Here is a 16,740-nt window from a genome sequence, read left to right as displayed (position 1 = left end):
AGGACGAGGAGTAGGCGTGAAGGGCAAGATTCTTTTCGTGGCAGGAGCCGCAGCCGGCTACGTGCTGGGAGCGCGTGCCGGTCGGAAGCGGTACGAGCAGATCGCCTCGGCGGCGAACAAGTTCTGGCAGACGCAGCCCGTGCAGGACGTCGCGGGCGCCGTCGGCGGAGCCGCCAAGACGCAGCTCAGCACCGTCTCGGACAAGGCCTACGAGCTCGTCCGCACCGTCGTGGTGAAGGCGGTCTCCGGCGGCAAGAAGGCCCAGGGCGCCTCCTCGGCCGAGGCGACCGCCGCGGCCCGCTCGGCCGCGTCGAAGGTCGACGAGGCCGCCGCCGCGGCCGGCTCCGGAGGATCGACGTCGTCGTCCTCCACCAGCAAGGCGTAGTCCTCATCCCTCCGGGCCGTCCGTTCGGCCGAGGCCCGGCACGACCACCCTCCGAGGAGCCCCCGTGGTGAACGAACGCAATCCGAAGAACGCCCGATCGCTGGGCGAGCTGGTCAGCGACCTCCCCGGTCTCGTGATCGAGCTCGTCAAGGCCGAGATCGCGTCCCTCAAGAACGAGCTGTCCGGGAAGGCGAAGAGCGCCGGACTCGCGGTCGCGCTGTTCGCGGTCGCGGCCTTCTTCCTCCTCACCGCGTGGGCGACCCTCGTCACCTTCGCGATCATCGGCATCGCCTCCTGGCTCCCCGCCTGGCTGTCGGCGCTGATCGTGACCGTGTTCTTCCTGCTCGTGGCGGTCGTGCTGATCCTGGTCGGCGTCAAGTCGATCAAGAAGGCCGTCCCGCCCGTTCCGCAGGACTCGATCGAGAGCATCAAGAAGGACGTCCAGGCGTTCAAGGGAGTCGGCAGCTATGACAACTGATCGCGCTGTATCCAGCACCACGCCCCGCTTCGTCGACCCGGCGGAGCTCCAGCCGAGCCAGCTGAAGGCGGACATCGAGCGCGCGCGCACCGAGCTCGCCGCGACGCTCGACGCCATCGAGTACAAGGTGAACGTCCCGCGCAAGGTGCGGAACGTCCAGCGGACGCTCGAGCGCAAGGTCTCCGTCGTGCGCAAGCACCACCCCGAGGCGCTGATCGCCGGGGCCGCCGGTGCTGCCGCCGCGGTCGGCCTCGTCGTCTGGGGCATCGTCCGCGCCGTCGTCGAGGACTGACCCCACCCGCCTCACCTCCTGCGCCGAGGGGTCCGGATCGCTAGCGCTCCGGACCCCTCGGCGCCAGAGCTCCTCCCGCTTTTGTGCATCCGCACGAGCGGAGGGATGATGGATCAATGACCGATCAGACCGCCGACACGGCGGGTCCCGTTCAGTCCGCCCCCGACACGAGCGCCGCTCCGGCGCCGCAGCCCCCCGCCGATCAGGATCACTCCGATCAGGCCCTGGGATACACGCTCTGGGCGGTTCTCCGCAGGGATCCCTCACGTCCGTTCACCCTCTCCGCCGACGAGGCCGCCCAGGCGGCCGCCGGCTACGAGGACACCGTCGCGCGGCTCGCGGGCGAGGGCGTCACGGTGCGCGGCACCTACGACGTCTCGGCCCTGCGAGCCGACGCCGACATCATGCTCTGGCTGACCGGAGCCGCGCCCGAGGAGCTGCAGCGCGCCTACCGGGATCTCCGCCGCACCGAGCTGCTCTGCGCGCTGCTGCCCACCTGGAACGCGATGGGCGTGCACCGCGACGCCGAGTTCAGCGCGAACCACCTCCCCGCCTACATGCGCGGAAAGGCGCCCGCCCGCTGGCTGACGGTCTACCCGTTCGTCCGCTCCTACGAGTGGTACATCCTCCCCGAGGAGGAGCGCCGCACGATGCTCGCCCAGCACGGCCGTCAGGGCTCGCGCTTCCGCTCCGTCCTGACCAACACGGTGGCCTCGTTCTCGCTCGGCGACTACGAGTGGATCCTCGCGCTCGAGGACGAGGAGCTGGTCAACCTGGTCGACCTCATGCGCGATCTGCGAGCCACCGAGGCCCGCCGCCACGTGCGCGAGGAAGTCCCCTTCTACACCGGTCGGCGCATCGAGGCCGACCAGATCGCCGAGGTCCTCCGATGAGCAGCACCGTCCCCGCCCCCGAGGCGCGCGACTTCGCCGAACCCGTCCCCGAGGTCGCCGAGGGCGTCCTCGTCCGCGGTGCCACGCCGGCCGCGGCGTCGGGCCCCGAGCACGTCACCGAGCCGGTCGCCTACGACGCGATCCTGCTCGCCGGCTTCGGCGGCCCCGAGGGCCAGGACGACGTCATCCCGTTCCTGCGCAACGTCACCCGCGGCCGCGGCATCCCGGAGGAGCGCCTCGAGGAGGTCGCCCACCACTACCGCCACTTCGGCGGCGTCAGCCCGATCAACGCGCAGAACCGCGCGCTCAAGGCCGCCCTCGAGGCCGAGCTCGCGAACCGCGGCATCGACCTGCCGGTGCTCTGGGGCAACCGCAACTGGGCGCCGTACATGAGCGAGGCGGTGACGGAGGCGAAGGAGCGCGGCTTCTCGAACCTGATCGCCATCGCCACCAGCGCCTACTCCTCCTTCTCCTCCTGCCGGCAGTACCGCGAGGACTTCGCGGCCGCGCTCGACGCGACCGGCCTCGAGGGCGAGCTGCGGATCGACAAGGTCCGCCAGTTCTTCGACCACCCCGGCTTCGTCATGCCGTTCGTGAAGGCCGTCCACGACGGGCTCGACGAGCTGCGCTCGCGCCTGCCCGGGCTGGACGTGGCGACCGAGGTCGAGGTGCTCTTCGCGACGCACTCGATCCCCTCCACCGACGCCGCGCGCAGCGGCCCGCACGAGCGGCACGAGGACGGCACGGTCGTCGACATCCACCACTTCGGCGACGGCGGCGCCTACGAGGCGCAGCACCTCGCGGTCGCGGAGGTCGTGATGGCGGCTGCCGGCGCGGAGGACGTGCCGTGGCAGCTCGTCTACCAGTCGCGCTCCGGCCCGCCCACCCAGCCGTGGCTCGAGCCCGACATCAACGACGCGATCGCCGAGCTGCCCGCCAAGGGCCGCAAGGCGCTGGTGATCGTTCCGCTCGGCTTCGTCTCGGACCACATGGAGGTCATGTGGGACCTCGACAACGAGGCGCTCGAGACCTCGGAGGAGCACGGCCTCGTCGCCGTCCGCGTGGCGACGCCGGGCACCGACCCGGTCTACGTCTCCGGTCTCGTCGACCTGGTGATGGAGCGGGTCAACGGCACGCCCGTGGAGGACCGTCCGTCGATGACGGCGCTCGGCCCCTGGTACGACGTCTGCCGTCCCGGCTGCTGCGAGAACGTGCGCGCGGGCTTCAAGCCGGCGCTGGCGGGGATCGCGCCGTGACGGGCGGGGTCGCCCTGTGACGGGGAGCATCGCCCCGTGAGCATCCGAGTCGGCACCCGCGCGAGTGCGCTCGCGGTGGCGCAGACCCGGATGACCGCCGATCGGATGGCACAGGCCGCCGGCGTGCCGGTCGAGCTGGTGCGCATCGAGTCCGACGGCGACCGGATGCGCGGCTCGCTCGCCTCGCTCGGCGGCACCGGGGTCTTCGTGAGCGCGCTGCGCGACGCGCTGCTGGCCGGGCGCTGCGACGCGATCGTGCACTCGCTGAAGGACCTGCCGACGGCGCCGGTCGAGGGCCTCGTCCTCGGCGCGGTGCCCGAGCGGGAGGATCCGCGCGACGCGCTCTGCGCCCGCGACGGCGCGACGCTCGCGACGCTGCCCCGCGGTGCGCGGGTCGGCACCGGCTCACCGCGGCGTCGCGCGGCGCTGCTCGCAGCGCGCCCCGACCTCGAGATCGTCGACATCCGCGGGAACATCGACACCCGGCTCGGCCGGGTGGCCGACGGGAGCTCGTCGCCGCTGGACGCGATCGTGCTCGCCCTGTCGGGGCTGCGGCGCCTCGGGCGCACCGACGCGGTCACCGAGGTGCTCGACTTCAGCGTCTCGCCGCACGCGCCCGGTCAGGGTGCGCTGGCGATCGAGGTCCGGGACGAGGAGCCGTCCGACGATCTGCGCGCGGCCCTCGCGGCCGTCGAGCACGCCCCCACCCGGGCGGCGATCACCGCCGAGCGGGCGCTGCTGGCCGTGCTCGAGGCGGGCTGCGCGGCGCCGATCGGCGCGAGCGCGACGGTCGAGGCCGGCCGTGTGGTGACGCGCGGCGTCGTCTTCGCGGTCGACGGCTCTGCGTCCCTCTCTCGGGAGGTGGCGGAGCCGATCGATAACGGTTCGGTCGACGGACCTCGACACCTGGCGGTTTCGCAGTATGGTGGTCGCGAACTGCCCGTCGTCGAAGCCGCGTTCCGTTGCGGCTCTCTGCTCGCTGACGCGCTTCTCGGTGCGGGTGCCGCCCAACTCGCACCTCTGGGAGCCTCTTCGTGATCGTGCCCGCCGCCTACTCCCAGTGGGAGAAGCCGTTGCAGGGCTGGCGTGTCCTCGTCCCCCGCGGAGGTCCGTGGGGCGACGGCGTCGCCGGTGCCCTGCGCGCGAAGGGAGCGTCGCCCGTCGTCGCGCCCATGATCAACTTCGCGCCGACCGACGACTTCCCGGCGCTCGAGCAGGCCCTGGCCGACCTCGAGGCCGGCGCCTTCGACTGGATGACGGTGACCAGCGCGACCACGGTCGACGTGCTGTCCCTGCTGCGCACGACCGTGCCGGCGGGGACGAAGGTCGCCGCCGTCGGCGAGACCACGGCCGCGGCACTCGTGGCGGCCGGCTACTCCGTCGATCTCGTCCCGTCCGAGGACAACTCGGCGAAGGGCCTGCTCGCCGAGTGGGAGCAGGCGACCGGCGGGCAGCACCCGCTCCGGGTGCTCACGCTGCGCTCCGAGATCGCGAAGCCGCTGCTGACCGAGGGCCTGAAGCGCATCGGCCACGACGTCCGCTCGGTGGTCGCCTACCGCACCGTCGGCGTGCAGGTCGAGGACCGCGTCGTCGCCGATGTCGCGAGCGGCGCCGTCCACGCCATTCTGATCACCTCCGGGAGCGTGGCCGAGCAGGTGCAGAAGCAGCTCGGCCCGGTGCCCGAGTCGACGCTGGTCGCCGCCATCGGCCCGCAGACCGCCAAGGACGCCCGCGCGTTCGGCCTGCGCGTCGACGTCGTCGCCGACGAGCGCTCGGCCTCCTCCCTGATCGAGGCCGTCGCCGGCGTCGCCGCGGAGCGCGCGCCCCGCTGACCGACGCTCTTCGCGCACAACATCAGCCAGGAGTCGATCTCATCGCCCACGGGCGATGAGACGGCCTTTCAGCTGATGTTCCTGCGGCGGCGCTGTGCCGGCGTCCAGAGGTGCTTCTGTCTTCGGATGAGCGTCAGCAGGACTTCCTCTGTCCGCGGCCGATCGTCCATGATCTGGTGGTTGTCGAGCCGGATGCAGAGGTACTCCTGGCGGGCGAGTTCGAGGTCGCGCCGCCGGTCCTTGTAAAACTGCTCTGCGCTCGAGTGGTAGCGGTAGCCGTCGCTTTCGACGACCATCCGCTCGCCGACGATCCCGCTCACTCGGCCGACACGGGGGATGTGCACCTGGGGACGGAACTGCACGCCGAGTGCGCGCGTGCAGACGCGGGTCTTGCTCTCGAGTCCGGACTGACTGCGTCCGTCGACGCGGTCGAAGACCGAGCGCTTTCCGGCGGGAGCGACGGTGCGGAGTGCCTGCACGTCGTCGACGCCCAGGAGCCCGATGTCGAGGGCGGAGTCGATCGAGGCGATCGCGTCCACCTCGCTCACGCAGGTCACGAGATGCAGAATCGCGGCGCCGATCCCGTCTCGCGCGAAGGACCGGCGGCCCTGGCCCGGCCAGCGACGCCAGTGCCCGACGACTCCGGGCCGGGAGTCGTGAACGGACGAGTCGCCCAGCGCCACGTGGAGGACCGGTCGCTCGGACGTCCAGACGCCGAGATGACGGAGGAGGGACACGCAGGTCAGCACTCCGCCTGCTCTGATCGCTGCGACCTCGATGGGCGACGCTCCGGCGAGGGCGTACCAGCCGCGACGCACCCGGACGACGGTTCCATCGTCGAGAGCACGATCGAGGGTCGAGCGGTTGATGCCCGCGTCGACGAGGGCGCGTGCCGGAGCGAAGCCGCCGCCGGCCGCGAGGAGAGGAGAGAATGCACGCGCTGAAATCTCGCGGCTGCCGACCTGGTGCGGGGCTCAGCGGAGTCGATTCAGGGGACAGACCGGCAAGCGGGGCGCTTGGTGAGGACTCACCATCAGCTGTGCACCACGGTCACCGGCGATGGCGGTCGAGATGGACTGTCAGCTGATGTTCTGCGGTCAGGGGGCGCGACGCGAGCCCGGCTTAGGCTGGAGGCATGACCGCGATCCGCCCGCGGCGCCTCCGCACGACCCCGGCCCTCCGCCGGCTCGTGCGGGAGACGCGCGTCCACCCCGCCCAGCTCGTCCTCCCGCTCTTCGTCGCCGAGGGGATCACGGAACCTCAGCCGATCGGCTCGATGCCGGGGGTGTCGCACCACTCGCTGGACAGCGTCCGCCGCGCGGTGACCGAGGCGGCCGAGGCGGGGCTCGGCGGCGTCATGCTGTTCGGCGTGCCGACCACCCGCGACGCGGTGGGCTCCGGAGCGACCGACCCCGACGGCGTGCTCAACGCCGCCACGCGGGTCGTCGTCGAGGAGGTCGGCGACGCGCTCGTCGTGCAGACCGATCTCTGCCTCGACGAGTTCACCGACCACGGGCACTGCGGCGTCCTCGACGCGCACGGCCGGGTCGACAACGACGCGACGCTGCTCCGCTACGAGCAGATGGCGCTCGCGCAGGCCGAGGCCGGCTCGCACCTGCTCGGGCTCTCCGGGATGATGGACGGCCAGGTCCGCGCGATCCGCGCGGCCCTCGACGGCGCCGGCCACCTCGACACGGCGATCCTCGCCTACTCCGCGAAGTACGCCTCCAGCTTCTACGGCCCCTTCCGCGAGGCCGTGCAGTCGACGCTCGAGGGCGACCGCCGCACCTACCAGCAGGACCCGGCGAACCGCCGCGAGGGGCTGCGCGAGGCGACGCTCGACCTCGCCGAGGGCGCGGACGTCGTGATGGTGAAGCCGGCGATGTCCTACCTCGACGTGCTCTCGGACGTCGCCGCGATCTCCGACGTGCCGGTCTGGGCGTACCAGGTGTCCGGCGAGTACGCGATGATCGAGGCCGCCGCCGCGAACGGCTGGATCGACCGCGAGGCCGCGATCGTGGAGTCGGTCACCGGCATCGTCCGCGCCGGCGCCGACGCCGTGCTCACCTACTGGGCCGTCGAGCTGGCGAACGATCTGCTGAAGTAGGCACATCCTCCGTGAAGGGTCCGCGCCGTATCGTGGTCGGGTGACTCCCACCGCGAACGACACCCTGTACGAGCGTGCCCGGCACGCGATCCCCGGCGGCGTGAACTCGCCGGTCCGCGCCTTCCGCTCGGTCGGCGGGACCCCGAGGTTCATGGTGTCGGCGACCGGCCCGTACATCACCGACGCCGACGGCCGCGAGTACGTCGACCTGGTCTGCTCCTGGGGTCCGGCCGTCCTCGGCCACGCGCACCCCGAGGTCGTCGCCGCCGTGCAGGAGGCGGCGGCTCGCGGGCTCTCCTTCGGCGCGTCGACCCCGGCCGAGACCGAGCTCGCCGAGCTGGTGGAGGCGCGGATCACGGCCGGCGGAGTGTCGCCGATCGAGAAGCTGCGCCTGGTCTCCACCGGCACCGAGGCGACGATGACCGCGATCCGCCTGGCCCGCGGGGTCACCGGCCGCGACCTGCTGATCAAGTTCTCCGGCCACTACCACGGCCACTCCGACGGCCTGCTCGCCGACGCCGGCTCCGGCCTCGCGACGCTCGCCCTGCCCGCGTCGGCCGGCGTCACCGCGGCCACCGCCGCGCAGACGATCGTGCTGCCCTACAACGACCTCGACGCGGTGCGCGCGGTCCTCGCCGAGCGCGGCTCCGAGATCGCCGCGGTGATCACCGAGGCGGCCGCCGCGAACATGGGCGTCGTCCCGCCCGCGCCGGGCTTCAACGCGGCACTGGCCGAGCTCGTGCACGCCAACGGCTCGCTGCTGATCATGGACGAGGTGCTCACCGGCTTCCGCGTGAGCGCCGGCGGCTGGTGGGGGCTGGAGAACGCGGGCGCCGGTGCGGATGGTGCCGAGGCGCCCTACGTCGCCGACCTCTACACCTTCGGCAAGGTCATCGGCGGCGGGATGCCGGTCGCGGCGCTCGGCGGCCGCGCGGACGTGATGGACCACCTGGCCCCGCTCGGGCCGGTGTACCAGGCGGGCACGCTCTCCGGGAACCCGGTCGCCGTGGCCGCCGGCATCCGCACCCTGCAGCTCGCCGACGACGCCGTCTACGCCTCGCTCGACCGCACCGCCGTGACGCTGCAGCGCGAGGTCTCGGCGGCGCTCTCGGCCGAGGGCGTCGTGCACACGGTGCAGAGCGCGGGCAGCCTCTTCAGCTTCATGTTCACCGACATCGGCGGACCGGTGCGCGACTACGCCCAGGTCCAGGCGCAGGAGTCGTACCGCTACCCGGCCTTCTTCCACGCGATGCTCGACGCGGGCGTCTCGCTGCCGCCGTCGGTCTTCGAGGCGTGGTTCGTCTCGGCCGCGCACGACGACGCGGCGATCGGCCGGATCGTCGACGCGCTGCCGGCCGCCGCGCAGGCCGCGGCGGCAGCGCGCCCGCAGGAGTCGGCGGTCGCGCCGGGGATCAGCCCCAGCGCGACACCGACTTCGGCAGCACGAAGACGAGCGCGAAGGCGGCGATCGCCATCAGCGCGCTGACCAGCATCGCCGGGGCCGCGGCGTCGAGGAAGCCCGAGGCGACGGTGTCCGGGCCGGTGATGACCAGGCCGCCGAAGAGGATGCTGCCGATCGCGGCGATGCCGACCGCCGAGCCGATCCGCTGGATCGCCGAGATCACGCCACTGGCCGCGCCCGCGTCCTGCGGGTCGACCGTCGAGACGATGAACTGCACGTTCGGCGCGATGAAGAAGCCGTTGCCGATGCCCGCGATGAACAGCGGCGCGAGCAGCTGCCAGTTGGTGATCGAGTCGGGCGTCGCGGTCAGCAGCACCAGCCACACCCAGATCAGGCCGACGGCGAGCAGTCCGCTGCCGAGCACCAGGACGTTGCGGCCGAGCTTCGCGGTGAGGCGGTTGCTCTGCGAGGAGCTGACGATGCTGCCGATCGCGAAGGGGATCGAGACGAGGCCCGACTCCAGCGCCGTGTGGCCGAGGCCGGACTGCCAGAGCAGCGAGATGGTGAAGAAGATGCTCGTGAAGGCCGCGAAGTAGACCAGCGCCAGGATCACGCCGCCGGTGAAGGCGGGGTGGCGGAACAGGGTCGGCGGGACGAGCGGCGCGCGGCCGCGGCGGGTGTACGCGACCTCCCAGGCGCCGAACGCGGCGAGGAGGATCACGCCGCCGGCGATCGAGAGGAAGGTCCAGAGCGGCCAGCCCTCGTCCTCGCCCTGGATCAGCGGCACGAGCAGCGCGACGAGCCCGCCCGAGACGAGGATCAGCCCGAGCCAGTCGACGCCGCCGCTCGGGGCGCGGTCGCCGTCCTGGAGCTCGCGGCGGGTCGGCAGCAGCATCGCGGCGGCGATGAGCGTCGCGACGCCGATCGGCAGGTTGACCCAGAAGACCAGGCGCCAGCCGTTCTCGTCGCCGAAGGCCTGGATGATCAGACCGCCGATGATCGGGCCGAGCGCCGACGAGACGCCGAGGACGGCGCCCATCACCGCGAACGCCTTGCCGCGGGCGGGGCCGCGGAAGAGGATCTGGATGTAGGCGTTGACCGCCGGGACGAAGATCCCGCCCGCGAGGCCCTGCACGACGCGCGCGATGACGAGTTGGACGTCGTCGGCGGCCAGGCCGCAGGCGAAGCTCGCGACGGTGAACAGCGCGACGCCGCTGACGAAGACCCACTTGTGCCCGAAGCGGTCGCCGAGGCGGCCGGCCGGGATCAGCGCGAGGCCGAAGGCGAGCGCGTAGCCCGAGATGATCCAGGAGAGCGTCGACTCGGAGGCGTCGAGGGTGGTGCGGATCGTCGGCAGGGCGACGTTCACGATGGTGGTGTCGAGCAGGGCGATGAACATGCCCGCCAGGAGGACCACGAGGGAGCGCCAGGCGCGGCGGTCGGGGGCCGGCGGGGCGCCGGTCACGCGGTCGGACGACGTCTCGGTCATGCGGAGGGAGGCCTTTCGAGAGGCGGGAGAAAGGGGGAGGGGGAGCGGGACCACCCATCGGGGGTACGACCGCATGTGAACTCTCGCAGGAGCACCCGGGTTTCTGCACGCCTTGGCCTGTGGGGGCCTTCAGGTGCGGGGGCGGAACCGCCGTCAGCGGGGGCGGAACCGCCGTCAGCGGCGGCGGGACTCGGCGGCGCGGGCGCAGTCGATGCAGAGGTCGGCGGTGGGGCGGGCCTCGAGGCGGGCGGCGCCGATCGGGCGGCCGCAGCGGGCGCAGTCGCCGTAGTCGCCGGCGGCGAGGCGCGCGCGGGCGGCGGCGAGATCGCGCTCGGTGCGCGCGAGAGCGTCGCGCACCCCGGCCATCCGCGACCACTCCGCCGAGAGCGGGGTGCCCTCCGGATCGTGCTCGTCGTCGGCGGTGCCGTCGGCGCGGTCGAGGAGGAGCTCGCGGAGGGACTCATCGAGTGCGGCCGCCTCGCGCCGAGCCTCGGCCTGCCGCTCGGCGAGGCGCACGTCGAGGAGTCGCCGCTCGTCCGGATCCGTGGCCATCCCTCCATGCTGCCACCGCGACCCCCGGGCGCCGAGTGCGATGGGCGGGGCAGACTAGGGGCATGCCCGTCGTGACCGTGCTCCCCGACCGCCTCGAACTCCGCCTGACCCGCGCCGAACGGGTGCTCGCCCTGCACCGCGGCGACGTCGTCGTCGAGCGCTCGAGCATCCGCTCGGCGACCGTCACCGAGGATCCGTGGATCTGGGTGCGCGGGATCCGGGCGCCGGGGACCGCGGTGCCCCTGACCCTCGCGGCCGGCACCTGGAAGTTCCACGGCGGCAAGGACTTCCTGCTGATCAAGCGGACGGCCGCTGCGGTGGTGATCGACCTCGTCGACGAGGAGTACTCGCGCCTGATCGTCAGCACGAAGCACGCCCCGGAGCTGATCGCGGCGCTGCAGCTGGGGACCGCGACCTCGGCGATCCCCGTCATCGAGACGGATGACCTCGTCGTCGTGCCGGCCGTCGCCGAGCAGGCCGCCGAGCGCCTGGCTGCAGCGCAGGCGGAGGCGGAGCGCAGGGACGAGCAGACGCCCGCGGAGGAGACGCTCGCGGAGGAGACGCCTGCGGAGGAGACGCCGGCCGAGAAGGAGACCGTCGCGAAGAAGCCCGCGGCGAAGAAGGCGCCCGCGAAGAAGCCGGCGCCCGAGAAGTCGGCGCGCGAGAAGCCGGTCGCTGAGAAGACCGCCACCGAGGCGCCTGCGCCCGAGAAGCCCGCAGCGAAGAAGCCGACCGCGAAGAAGCCCGCCGCGAAGCCGCGCCCCGACTCCTCCGTGGGTCACGCCTCCGCCGAGCCCAGTGGCGCGACCGAGGCCGCCGAGTAGCTCGGACCGCCGCGCGACCCGAGCTCCGGAGCGTCAGCCCCGGACGTCGACCAGCGTGCGCCCGTGCGCGCGCCCTTCCAGCAGGTCGGCCGCGGCGTCGATCGCGCCCGCGAGCGGCACCGCCGTGGTCAGGCCGTCGAGCAGCTCCAGGTCGAGGTCGTGGGCCAGCCGGCGCCAGGCCTCCTCGCGGAGCTTCCTCGGTGCCTCCACCGAGTTGATGCCCGCGAGCGTCACTCCGCGCAGGATGAACGGCATCACCGTCGCGGGCAGGTCGCCGCCCTGCGCGAGACCGCAGGCGGCGACGGTCCCACCCCAGCGGGTCTGCGCGAGCGCGTTGGCGAGGGTGTGCGAGCCGGCGGAGTCGATCGCGCCTGCCCAGCGCTCGGACTGCAGCGGCCTGCCCTTCTCGGACAGCTCGGCCCGGTCGAGGACCTCCGTCGCGCCCAGGCGCTGGAGCAGCTCGCCGTGCTCGTCCGCGCGCCCGGTCGAGGCGACCACCTCGTGGCCGAGCTTCGCGAGCAGCGCGACGGCGAGGGAGCCCACGCCGCCCGAGGCGCCGGTGACCAGCACCGGTCCGTCGCCGGGGCGGACGCCGTGCCGCTCGAGGGCGAGGACGGCGAGCATCGCGGTGAAGCCGGCGGTGCCGATCGCGCCGGCGCGGGCGGAGGAGATCGCGCCGGGGATGCGCAGCAGCGACGCGGAGTCGACGCGGGCCCGCTCGGTGAAGCCGCCGTCGAAGCGCTCGCCGAGGCCGGCGCCGTTGAGCACCACGCGGTCGCCGGAGTCGAAGCGCTCAGCTGCGGCGCCGTCCGCGTACTCGACCGTGCCGACGACGTCGATGCCCGCGATCAGCGGGGTGCGGCGCACCACACCCGGCCGGCCGGCGAGAGCGAGGGCGTCCTTGTAGTTCACGCTCGAGTACTCGACGGCGAGGGTCACGTCCCCGTGCGAGCGGTCGGGATCGTCCCGCTCGGTCAGTCGTGCGCGATTCGGGGTCTCGGTGTCGGAGGAGGAGTGCTGCTCGACGACGACGGCTCGGAACATGAGCCCACGCTACGCCCGAGCGCGCGGAACGCGCCCGGGCGGCGGGGTCAGTTCAGCGGCCGGGTGCCCTCGGGCAGCGCGCCGCCGGCGTAGAGGGCGGTCGCCGCGTCCTGCAGGGCGGTCAGCGCGACGCGCTGCGTCCACGGTCCGTAGGAGACGCGGGCGAGGCCGAGCTCCTCGAATCGCGCGGGCGATTGCGAGCCGGGGACGCCGATCACGCTGACCCGCTGGCGGCCGAGCGCGGCCACGAGGGCCTCGAGCTCCGCGTCCTGGAGCAGGCCGGGGACGAAGAAGCAGGTCGCCCCCGCGTCGAGGTAGGCGCGTCCGCGCTCGATCGCGTCGGCGAGCACCTCGCCGCGGTCGCGGTCGCCGGCGCGGAGGAAGACGTCGGTGCGGGCGTTGAGGGCGAAGGGCACGGCCTCCTCCTCGGCGGCGGCGACCGCCTTCTCGACGGAGCGCAGCGCCTCGGCGAGCGGCTTCGCCTGGTCCTCGAGGTTCGCGCCGACGACGCCGACCTCGATCGCGCGGCGGATCGTCTCGCCCGCATCGCCGTAGCCGGCCTCGAGATCGGCCGAGACGGGCACGTCGACCGCGGCGACGATCCGCTCGATCATCCCCAGGTGCAGGTCGAGCGGGATCCGCTCGCCGTCCTCGTAGCCGAAGGTCGCGGCGATCGAGTGGCTCGCCGTCGCGAGCGCCCGGGTCTCGGGGAGGGCGGTGATCGTGGTCGCCGAGACCACGTCCCAGACGTTCACCACGCTCAGCAGCTCGGGGGCGGTGTGGAGGTCGACGAGGGTGCGGCCGCGCGCTTCGATGCTCATCCGAGCACCGTAGCCCGCTCCGCGACGTCCCCGCGGTGCGCCGCGCAGGCCGCGCTCCCGCAGCCCTCGCAGACGACGAGCTGGGCGCGGCAGGCGGGATCGGCGCAGTTGCGCATCCGGCTGGTCGGCGCCGCGCAGACGGCGCAGCGGCCGAGCACCTCGGCGTCCGGGGAGAAGGTCAGCGAGCCGCGCCCGTCGAAGACGTAGAGCGCACCGCGCCAGAGCCCCGTGTCGCGGCGGGCCTCCTGGTAGCGGACGATGCCGCCGTCGAGCTGGTACACCTCGCCGAAGCCGCGGGCGAGCATCAGGCTCGAGAGCACCTCGCAGCGGATCCCGCCGGTGCAGTAGGTGACGACCGGCCGGCCCTTGAGGTGGTCGTAGGCGCCGGAGTCGAGCTGCTCGACGAACTCCCGGGTGCTCGCGACTCCCGGCACGACGGCGCCGTCGAAGCGGCCGATCTCGGCCTCGAAGGCGTTGCGCCCGTCGAAGAAGACCACGTCGTCGCGCTCGGCGACCAGGGCGTCGACCTCGTCGGGCGCGAGCCGAGTGCCGGTGCCGACGACGCCGGACTCGTCCACCCGCAGCTCCTCGGGCGCTCCGAACGACACGATCTCCTCGCGCACCTTCACCGAGAGCCCGGGGAAGTCGACGCTGCGACCCTCCTCGTCCAGGCCCGAGCCGTCGCTCCACTTCACCTCGAGACCGCGGAAGGCGGAGTGCTCGCGGGTGCGGCGGACCCAGCGCTTGAGCGCATCCATCTCGCCGCCGAGGGTGCCGTTGACACCGTCCTTCGAGAGCAGGACCCGGCCGCGCAGGCCGAGGTGCTCGGCGAGCTCGCGCTGCCAGAGCCGGACGGACTCGGGGTCGGCGAGCGGCACGAAGCGGTAGAACAGCAGGATCTTCGGCAGCACCGGGTCATCCTACGAGGGCCGGGCCGGGTCGGCCGAAACGCTCCGGCAACGCGGGTGTGACAGCATCTCCCGGTGACCGACGCCCCTCTCCCCGTGCCGCACAGCCGCTTCGAGGACGTCTTCGGCCTCGTGACCGGTGCGTTCGTCGTCTCGCTCGGCCTGTTCCTGCTCCGCGCGAGCGAGGCGGTGACCGGTGGGACCGCGGGGCTCGCGCTTCTGCTGGGCTACGTCGTGCCGATCCCGTTCGGTGTGATCCTGATCGTCGTCAACCTGCCGTTCCTGGCGCTCTCGCTGTGGAAGAAGGGCTGGCGGTTCACCCTCCGGACGATGTCCTCGATCGTGCTGGTGTCGGTGCTCGCCGGGCTGCACCCGCTCGCCTTCGGCACGATCCGGATCGATCCGGTCTACGGGGTGCTCACCGGCGACGTGCTCGCGGGGATCGGCCTGCTCATCCTGTTCCGGCACGGCTCGAGCCTGGGCGGTTTCAGCATCCTGGCCCTCCTCGCCCAGGAGCGGCTGGGCTGGCGGGCGGGCTACGTGATGATGGCGCTCGACGCCTGCGTGGTCGTCGCGGCGCTGCTGGTGGTACCGCCGCTCAACGTGCTGATCTCGGCCGCGGGCGTCGTGGTGCTGAATCTGGTGCTCGCCTTCAACCACCGGCCCGGGCGCTACCTCGGTTCCTGAGCGGCGCAGCGTGAGCGGCGCAAGCCCTCGACCCGCGGCCGTCGGTTCCTAGGCTGGTCGGAGGCGCGCGACTGCCGCGCCCGAACGGAGAACCGGATGTCCGACTGGAACTACGACCCCTACGCCCGCCTCGGCGAGGTGCCGACCTTCACCCTCGAGAGCGACGACATCAGCGACGGCGCAGCGCTCGCCCCGCGCCACTACGGCGAGGGCTCGGGCGGCGAGGACGTCTCGCCGCAGCTGCGCTGGTCGGGAGCGCCCGCCGAGACCAAGAGCTTCGCGGTGACCGTGTTCGATCCGGACGCGCCCACCGGCTCGGGCTTCTGGCACTGGGCGGTCTACAACCTGCCGGCCGACACGACCGAGCTGCCGACCGGCGCCGGGGCGGCCGGATTCGAGCTGCTGCCCGCGGGCGCTCAGACGCTGCCGAACGAGATGCGGCTGCGCCAGTTCATCGGAGCGGCACCGCCGGACCGCGAGCACCGCTACTTCTTCGTCGTGCACGCGCTCGACGTCGAGGAGCTCGAGCTCGACCCGGAGTCGACGCCGGCGATCCTCGGCTTCAACGTGCACTTCCACACGCTCGCGCGTGCGGTGCTGGTCGCGACGGCGACGCCGGACGGCGCGAAGGGCTGACGACGGCGGGTCTCGGTGCGCCGCTGCGCGGCTGCTCGACCAGCAGGGAGCTTGCTGATCGAGCAGCCCGCGCAGCAGGCGTCTCGAGATCCGCGCTACCCGAAGAGGGTGCGCGCCTCCTCGTAGCGGGAGTCGGGCACCGTCTTCAGGGTGCCGAGGGCCTCGGCGAAGTCGACGTGGTAGATGTCGGTGCCGCGCAGGGCGACCATGCGGCCCCAGTGCTCGGCGACGACGGAGTCGGCCGCGGCCATGCCGAGGCGGGTGGCGAGCACGCGGTCGAAGGCGCTGGGGGTGCCGCCGCGCTGGATGTGGCCGAGTGTGGTGGCGCGGGTCTCGATGCCGGTGCGGTCCTCGATCATCGGGGCGAGCATCTCGCCGATGCCACCCAGGCGCGGACGGCCGAAGGCGTCGAGGCCGCGCTCGGAGTGCGCGTCGTCCATCGAGTCGAGCGAGAAGCCCTCGGCGACGACGACGAGCGGGGCGCGACCGCGGTCCTGGGCGCTCTGCACCCACTCCACGATCTGCTCGATCGAGGTCTTCTTCTCGGGGATGAGGATGACGTGCGCGCCGGCGGCCATGCCCGAGTGCAGGGCGATCCAGCCGACGTGGCGGCCCATGACCTCGGCGACCATGCAGCGGCCGTGCGAGTCGCCGGTGGTGCGCAGGCGGTCCATCGCGTCGGTGGCGATGCCGACGGCGGTGTCGAAGCCGAAGGTGTAGTCGGTGGCGCCGAGGTCGTTGTCGATGGTCTTCGGGACGCCGACGATCTTGAGGCCCGCGTCGGTGAGGCGCTTCGCCGCGGCCAGGGTGCCCTCGCCGCCGATCGCGATGATCGAGTCGATGCCGTTGCGGTCCATCATCTCGGCGATCTTCTCGGGGCCGCCGTTGTCGCCCTCGAAGGGGTTCGTCCGGCTCGTGCCGAGGATCGTGCCGCCCTGCTTGGCGATGCCCTGGATCTCGGGCCGCCCGAGGGGGAGGAGGTCGCCGTCGACCACTCCGCGCCACCCGTTGCGGAAGCCCACGAATTCTTGGTCGTACACCTTGATGCCCTTGTACACGGCACCGCGGATGACGGCGTTCAGCCCGGGGCAGTCGCCCCCGGAGGTCAGGATCCCGATCTTCACCCGCTCAGAG

At 72.8% G+C, this 16,740-nt stretch carries 19 protein-coding genes; 12 read left to right on the top strand and 7 right to left on the bottom strand.

What is annotated here, in order from left to right; translation table 11 throughout:
- Nucleotides 1-37: 37 nt before the first annotated feature.
- The 7 genes from MT353_RS04780 (at nt 38) to MT353_RS04750 (ending at nt 5,136) form a co-directional block, all read left to right on the top strand.
- Nucleotides 38-385 (top strand): YtxH domain-containing protein, encoded by a 348-nt coding sequence (locus tag MT353_RS04780; protein ID WP_185020476.1) that lies wholly within the window; start codon nt 38-40, stop codon nt 383-385.
- A 64-nt stretch (nt 386-449) separates the two neighbouring features.
- Nucleotides 450-863 (top strand): phage holin family protein, encoded by a 414-nt coding sequence (locus MT353_RS04775; protein WP_123733381.1) that lies wholly within the window; start codon nt 450-452, stop codon nt 861-863.
- A complete protein-coding gene (locus tag MT353_RS04770) occupies nt 853-1,155 on the top strand; it encodes a DUF3618 domain-containing protein (RefSeq protein WP_123444872.1) in 303 nt (100 codons plus the stop codon). The genes MT353_RS04775 and MT353_RS04770 overlap by 11 nt, the downstream gene beginning before the upstream one ends.
- 116 nt (nt 1,156-1,271) lie before the next feature.
- Nucleotides 1,272-2,048, top strand: coding sequence for a hydrogen peroxide-dependent heme synthase (gene hemQ / locus MT353_RS04765; RefSeq protein ID WP_243600444.1), 777 nt, complete (start codon nt 1,272-1,274; stop codon nt 2,046-2,048).
- Nucleotides 2,045-3,304, top strand: coding sequence for a ferrochelatase (locus MT353_RS04760; RefSeq protein WP_243623708.1), 1,260 nt, complete (start codon nt 2,045-2,047; stop codon nt 3,302-3,304). The genes hemQ and MT353_RS04760 overlap by 4 nt, the downstream gene beginning before the upstream one ends.
- A gap of 36 nt (nt 3,305-3,340) precedes the next feature.
- Nucleotides 3,341-4,342 carry a hydroxymethylbilane synthase gene (gene hemC / locus MT353_RS04755; protein WP_308197455.1) on the top strand — a complete coding sequence of 334 codons (1,002 nt, stop codon included), beginning with the start codon at nt 3,341-3,343 and terminating at the stop codon, nt 4,340-4,342.
- Nucleotides 4,342-5,136 carry a uroporphyrinogen-III synthase gene (locus MT353_RS04750; protein WP_132435642.1) on the top strand — a complete coding sequence of 265 codons (795 nt, stop codon included), beginning with the start codon at nt 4,342-4,344 and terminating at the stop codon, nt 5,134-5,136. The genes hemC and MT353_RS04750 overlap by 1 nt, the downstream gene beginning before the upstream one ends.
- Nucleotides 5,137-5,204: 68 nt before the next feature.
- On the opposite strand, the gene MT353_RS04745 is transcribed toward MT353_RS04750, so the two are convergent.
- A complete protein-coding gene (locus MT353_RS04745; protein WP_243623707.1) occupies nt 5,205-5,684 on the bottom strand; it encodes an endonuclease domain-containing protein in 480 nt (159 codons plus the stop codon).
- Nucleotides 5,685-6,271: 587 nt separating this feature from the next.
- On the opposite strand from MT353_RS04745, the gene hemB reads away from it, so the two are divergent.
- Complete coding sequence (gene hemB, locus MT353_RS04740) at nt 6,272-7,243, top strand: porphobilinogen synthase (protein ID WP_243615245.1); 972 nt, start codon at nt 6,272-6,274, stop codon at nt 7,241-7,243.
- A gap of 40 nt (nt 7,244-7,283) precedes the next feature.
- On the top strand, nt 7,284-8,729 hold the full coding sequence (gene hemL / locus MT353_RS04735; protein ID WP_243623706.1) for a glutamate-1-semialdehyde 2,1-aminomutase: 1,446 nt from the start codon (nt 7,284-7,286) through the stop codon (nt 8,727-8,729).
- On the opposite strand, the gene MT353_RS04730 is transcribed toward hemL, so the two are convergent.
- Nucleotides 8,656-10,134: an MFS transporter gene (locus MT353_RS04730; protein ID WP_243623705.1), complete on the bottom strand. Its 1,479-nt coding sequence runs from the start codon at nt 10,132-10,134 to the stop codon at nt 8,656-8,658. The genes hemL and MT353_RS04730 overlap by 74 nt on opposite strands.
- A gap of 174 nt (nt 10,135-10,308) precedes the next feature.
- Entirely contained in the window at nt 10,309-10,686 is a 378-nt protein-coding gene (locus MT353_RS04725; protein ID WP_243600448.1) for a TraR/DksA C4-type zinc finger protein, read from the bottom strand.
- A gap of 62 nt (nt 10,687-10,748) precedes the next feature.
- Between MT353_RS04725 and MT353_RS04720 the strand changes: the two genes are divergently transcribed.
- The gene (locus MT353_RS04720; RefSeq protein WP_243600449.1) at nt 10,749-11,510 is read left to right on the top strand and encodes a hypothetical protein; all 762 of its coding nucleotides are present in this window, start codon (nt 10,749-10,751) and stop codon (nt 11,508-11,510) included.
- A gap of 33 nt (nt 11,511-11,543) precedes the next feature.
- Here the strand turns inward: MT353_RS04720 and MT353_RS04715 are convergent, their stop codons facing one another.
- From MT353_RS04715 to MT353_RS04705, 3 genes are read right to left on the bottom strand one after another with little or no spacing between them, the layout of a single operon-like run.
- The gene (locus tag MT353_RS04715; RefSeq protein ID WP_243615247.1) at nt 11,544-12,554 is read right to left on the bottom strand and encodes an MDR family oxidoreductase; all 1,011 of its coding nucleotides are present in this window, start codon (nt 12,552-12,554) and stop codon (nt 11,544-11,546) included.
- 47 nt (nt 12,555-12,601) lie between these two features.
- A complete protein-coding gene (locus MT353_RS04710) occupies nt 12,602-13,375 on the bottom strand; it encodes an isocitrate lyase/phosphoenolpyruvate mutase family protein (protein WP_243615248.1) in 774 nt (257 codons plus the stop codon).
- Complete coding sequence (locus MT353_RS04705) at nt 13,372-14,286, bottom strand: rhodanese-related sulfurtransferase (protein ID WP_243615249.1); 915 nt, start codon at nt 14,284-14,286, stop codon at nt 13,372-13,374. The genes MT353_RS04710 and MT353_RS04705 overlap by 4 nt, the downstream gene beginning before the upstream one ends.
- A gap of 72 nt (nt 14,287-14,358) precedes the next feature.
- Between MT353_RS04705 and MT353_RS04700 the strand changes: the two genes are divergently transcribed.
- Both MT353_RS04700 and MT353_RS04695 read left to right on the top strand, forming a co-directional pair.
- The gene (locus MT353_RS04700) at nt 14,359-14,970 is read left to right on the top strand and encodes a YitT family protein (RefSeq protein ID WP_243615250.1); all 612 of its coding nucleotides are present in this window, start codon (nt 14,359-14,361) and stop codon (nt 14,968-14,970) included.
- A gap of 96 nt (nt 14,971-15,066) precedes the next feature.
- Nucleotides 15,067-15,606 carry a YbhB/YbcL family Raf kinase inhibitor-like protein gene (locus tag MT353_RS04695; RefSeq protein WP_159423505.1) on the top strand — a complete coding sequence of 180 codons (540 nt, stop codon included), beginning with the start codon at nt 15,067-15,069 and terminating at the stop codon, nt 15,604-15,606.
- Nucleotides 15,607-15,701: 95 nt separating this feature from the next.
- Here the strand turns inward: MT353_RS04695 and MT353_RS04690 are convergent, their stop codons facing one another.
- The gene (locus MT353_RS04690; protein WP_123701816.1) at nt 15,702-16,730 is read right to left on the bottom strand and encodes a 6-phosphofructokinase; all 1,029 of its coding nucleotides are present in this window, start codon (nt 16,728-16,730) and stop codon (nt 15,702-15,704) included.
- Between the last annotated feature and the right edge of the window lie 10 nt (nt 16,731-16,740).

It is taken from the genome of Rathayibacter sp. VKM Ac-2927 (assembly GCF_022815525.1).
Classification (GTDB): Bacteria; Actinomycetota; Actinomycetes; order Actinomycetales; family Microbacteriaceae; genus Rathayibacter; species Rathayibacter festucae.
The sequence above is the reverse complement of the archived record's forward strand: the minus strand, read 5'-3'. Positions and strand labels throughout refer to the sequence as shown.

Coding starts and splice junctions, on each gene's coding strand:
- hemQ (WP_243600444.1), top strand. CDS start 1,272: ATGACCGATCAGACCGCCGACACGGCGGGTCCCGTTCAGTCCGCCCCC.
- MT353_RS04760 (WP_243623708.1), top strand. CDS start 2,045: ATGAGCAGCACCGTCCCCGCCCCCGAGGCGCGCGACTTCGCCGAACCC.
- MT353_RS04710 (WP_243615248.1), bottom strand. CDS start 13,375: ATGAGCATCGAAGCGCGCGGCCGCACCCTCGTCGACCTCCACACCGCC.
- MT353_RS04695 (WP_159423505.1), top strand. CDS start 15,067: ATGTCCGACTGGAACTACGACCCCTACGCCCGCCTCGGCGAGGTGCCG.
- MT353_RS04730 (WP_243623705.1), bottom strand. CDS start 10,134: ATGACCGAGACGTCGTCCGACCGCGTGACCGGCGCCCCGCCGGCCCCC.
- MT353_RS04720 (WP_243600449.1), top strand. CDS start 10,749: ATGCCCGTCGTGACCGTGCTCCCCGACCGCCTCGAACTCCGCCTGACC.
- hemB (WP_243615245.1), top strand. CDS start 6,272: ATGACCGCGATCCGCCCGCGGCGCCTCCGCACGACCCCGGCCCTCCGC.
- MT353_RS04725 (WP_243600448.1), bottom strand. CDS start 10,686: ATGGCCACGGATCCGGACGAGCGGCGACTCCTCGACGTGCGCCTCGCC.
- MT353_RS04715 (WP_243615247.1), bottom strand. CDS start 12,554: ATGTTCCGAGCCGTCGTCGTCGAGCAGCACTCCTCCTCCGACACCGAG.
- MT353_RS04770 (WP_123444872.1), top strand. CDS start 853: ATGACAACTGATCGCGCTGTATCCAGCACCACGCCCCGCTTCGTCGAC.